Annotated in this window: 3 protein-coding genes and 1 pseudogene; 1 reads left to right on the top strand and 3 read right to left on the bottom strand. The window is 66.0% G+C overall.

Features of this window, described 5'->3' with window-relative positions:
- Both AC1DJT_RS35065 and AC1DJT_RS35060 read right to left on the bottom strand, forming a co-directional pair.
- Positions 1-539: dihydrodipicolinate synthase family protein (locus tag AC1DJT_RS35065; RefSeq protein ID WP_476835896.1), on the bottom strand; the 539-nt coding region annotated here is incomplete at its 3' end.
- A gap of 40 nt (positions 540-579) precedes the next feature.
- On the bottom strand, positions 580-2,013 hold the full coding sequence (locus AC1DJT_RS35060) for an NAD-dependent succinate-semialdehyde dehydrogenase (RefSeq protein WP_441504851.1): 1,434 nt from the start codon (positions 2,011-2,013) through the stop codon (positions 580-582).
- A gap of 291 nt (positions 2,014-2,304) precedes the next feature.
- Between AC1DJT_RS35060 and AC1DJT_RS35055 the strand changes: the two genes are divergently transcribed.
- Complete coding sequence (locus AC1DJT_RS35055; RefSeq protein WP_441504556.1) at positions 2,305-3,237, top strand: LysR family transcriptional regulator; 933 nt, start codon at positions 2,305-2,307, stop codon at positions 3,235-3,237.
- A 256-nt stretch (positions 3,238-3,493) separates the two neighbouring features.
- Here the strand turns inward: AC1DJT_RS35055 and AC1DJT_RS35050 are convergent.
- Positions 3,494-3,623, bottom strand: a pseudogene (locus AC1DJT_RS35050) (LysR family transcriptional regulator); the annotation flags it as partial.

The raw sequence follows: 3,623 nt of genomic DNA, 5'->3' as shown, positions 1-3,623 counted from the left end.
ACACTGTACTTGATCGCGACGACGTTCTCGATGTCGGCCAGCCGGTTGCAGAGCTGTGGCGAGAGCAGGTAGCCRCTGTCGGGATGGCTCCACAGCGCAATCCCGATATCGACCTTCTCGGCAATCGTCCGGTAGTATTCGTAGACCGTCTCCTCCTGCGCCTTGAAGAAATGCAGGACCGGGGCGTGGATGACGATGTAGTCGGCGCCGACCTTCTGCGCATGCCGGGCGAGATCGATCACCACATCCATGTTCTGGTCCGAACAGGACATGATCGTCGCGGCCCGGCCGGCCGCGGCCGCGACGGCGATCTCGAAGCTGAGCTTGCGCTCCTCGAGCGACATCGAGAAGAACTCGCCCTGCTTGCCGGCGATGAACAGGCCGTCGATGCCGAGCTGATCGGTCCAGTGCCGGATATTCGTGCTGAAGCCGTCCCGGTCGATCGCGAGATCGCGGGTGAACGGCGTCAGCGCGGCAGCCCAGATGCCTTTCATATTGGCGCGGGCATAGGCCTTTGCGTCTTTCTTTGAATATTTCATGCCGATGCTCCTGTTGCGGCCCCGCCGTCAGAGACCGCGTTCAGATGCTCATGCGGTGCGAGACGTTCTTGATGACGGTGTAATGCGATAGCCCCTCGGCCCCGCCCTCGCGGCCGTAGCCGCTGTCCTTCACGCCCCCGAACGGCGTCTCCGCGACGGAGGCCTCGAGGGTATTGATCGAGAGGTTGCCGGCCTCGATCCTTTCCGCCAGCCGGTCCGCATTGCTTGCGGCATGCGTGAACGCATAGGCGGCGAGCCCGAAGCGCAGGGCATTGGCCTTCTCGATCGCCTCGTCGAGGGACGAGACCGGGTTGATCAGCGCCAGCGGGCCGAACGGCTCCTCTCGCATGGCGCGCGCGTCATCGGGAACATCGGCTATGACGGTGACCGGGAAGAAGTAGCCGCGGTTGCCCAGCCGTTCGCCGCCGGCCAGCACGCGCCCTCCCTTGGCCCGTGCATCGGCGACCAGCGTCTCGAGCGCCTCGATGCGGCGGGAATTGGCGACGGGGCCCATCTCTGTCGACGGGTCCAGGCCATTGCCGATGGTCACCGCGCGGGCCTTCTCGGCGAAGGTCCGGGCGAAGGTGGCGTAGATGCTTTTGTGAACGAAGAAGCGTGTCGGAGAGGTGCAGACCTGTCCGGCATTGCGCGACTTGCGCTGCGCGGAGGCGATGGCGGCGGCCACCGGGTCGACGTCGTCGCAAACGATGACCGGGGCGTGGCCGCCAAGCTCCATGAGCACGGGCTTCATATGGCGCGCCGCCAGAGTCGTCAGGTGCTTGCCGACTGCGGTCGAACCGGTGAAGGCGATCAGGCGGGTCTGCTCCTGGGGAATGAGATAGTCGGACACCTCCGACGGAATGCCGAAGACGAGGTTGAGCACGCCGGCCGGCAGCCCGGCATCGTGAAAGGCCCGGGCAATATGGATGGCGCCGGCAGGCGTCTCCTCGGCAGCCTTGAGAATGATCGAGCAGCCGGCCGCCAACGCGCCGGCGATCTTCCGGGAGGGCTGGCTCATCGGGAAGTTCCACGGCGAGAAAGCCGCCACCATCCCGATCGGCTGATGCATGACGATGTATTTGATGCCGGGCTCGCTGGGGATGACGCGGCCATAGAGGCGCTGGCCCTCGGCGGCATCCCATTCGAAGAACTCGCAGCCCCGGATCACTTCCAGGCGGGCCTGTCCAATTGGCTTTCCGTGTTCCAGCGTGATCGAGAAGGCGATCTCTTCGATGCGCTCACGCATGAGGGCGGCGGCCTTGAGGATGATCTCGCCGCGCCGGCGCGGCGATGTCCGGCTCCAGATCATGAACCCGTCGGCCGACGCGGACAGTGCGGCGTCCAGATCCGACCGCGTCGCGAGCGGGACCATGCCGATGACGCTCTCGTCGACGGGGTTCAGGACCGGCTGCCCATTCGAGGCGCTCTTCCATGCGCCGCCGATATACATCTGAAGGTCAGGGTAGCAGTTCATCATGAGCCTCGAATGGACGGTGCCGGCGGGAGCACAGCGCTTGCGATCGACGAGCATCCGGCTTCGCTCCGCGAGGGGCACGATGGCCCGTGCGGCGCGCTGCCAGGCCCGTTGCCATCCTGCAGCGCGGGACGCTCCTTGACCTGAAGCCCTGCCATCCCCGGCCATCTCCAGGGCCGGGCCCGCCCGATGCGTGACCCCCGCCTTGACCAGGATCATCGATTGGGATGGGCTATACGGCAATTCTACATATTTGTATGAATTCAGATGATTTGCTTATGAGTGTCTGCCATGACCGTCTCGCTTCGACAGATCCAGGCCTTTCTCGCCGTGGCGGAATGCGGCACCTTCACCAAGGCTGCGGAACGGCTGCACATGGCTCAGCCCGCACTCTCGCAGCTCGTGCGTGAGCTGGAGCGGGAACTCGGCCTGCGCCTGTTCGACCGGACGACGCGACGCGTCGAATTGACCGAGGGCGGGCGCGAGTTCCAGGGCGCGTCGGCCAAGATCATGCACGACCTGGATCTGGCCGTGCGCAATGCCAATAATCTCGCAGAAAGACGGCGTGGCCGGATTGTCGTCGCCGCTCCCCCCTTGCTGGCGGCCGTCCTGCTGCCGATGGCCATCGTCGAGCTCGGTCAGCGCTATCCCGGCATCGAGGTCGCCATCATCGACGCGCGGACCGATGCGATCGTCGAGGAGGTCAGGCTTGGCCGGGCAGATTGCGGGCTGGGCACGTTCTCGGCKATCGAGGACGGCATCGAACGCATGCCGCTGGCGCGGGACAGTCTCATGCTGTTCTGTGCCCGGACGCATCCCTTCGCCACGCGCTCCTCGCTGCCATGGGCCGATCTGGCCGGGCAGCCTCTGATCACCCTGACCAGGGACAGCGGTATCAGGCTGCTGGTCGAGGTCGGCTATGAGACCGCGGAAGTGCCGTTGCGACCGCTCTACGCGGTCTCGCAGATCACCACGGCATTGGCGCTGGTCGAGGCCGGTCTCGGCATCGCGGTGCTCCCGACCTATGCGCTGGCCATGACCCCACATCGCCCGATCGCCGCCCGACCCCTGGTCGAGCCGACGATCGCACGCGACGTCGTCATGATCCGGCCCAGCGGCCGTTCGCCGTCGCCCGCCGTCCTGGCTTTCGAGAGCATTCTGCGCGGCTCGATCCGGCGACTGGGCGAACTGGACTGGAGCATGTCGAGCGAGGCGGGGATGTGACGGGCACGGAGCCTACGGCCGTCAGACGACGCAGACTCGCCCCACGGCCTGCAGCGCGGCTTCCGCTCGATCTCGACTGTGCTTCCTCCGAGCGCGGGCACCAGGCCGGGGGGAGATCCGCTAGCAGCTGGCCATGGCAGTCCGGCTGTCCGCGCCGAATGATCGCTCTGGGGAAAGCGGCCGACGAGGAAGGGCGACTATTCTCGGACGCTGCTCTCATCATCCGGCAGTATTCGCCGGGGCGGTCAGACCTGCCTCACGTGTGATACCTCAAAGCCTCGACGAGCAGCGCAAAGGCCGCCGATGGCTGGCGCCGGCTGGGGTAATACAGGTGGTAGCCGGAAAAGGGCGGGCACCAGTCCTCCAGCACGCGGACCAGGCTGCCC

This window comes from Allobosea sp. 05T422_2 (assembly GCF_056396265.1).
The sequence above is the reverse complement of the archived record's forward strand: the minus strand, read 5'-3'. Positions and strand labels throughout refer to the sequence as shown.

What these genes read in the sequence shown, in the direction of transcription:
- AC1DJT_RS35060 (WP_441504851.1), bottom strand. Translation starts at nt 2,013, where the DNA reads ATGAACTGCTACCCTGACCTTCAGATGTATATCGGCGGCGCATGGAAG.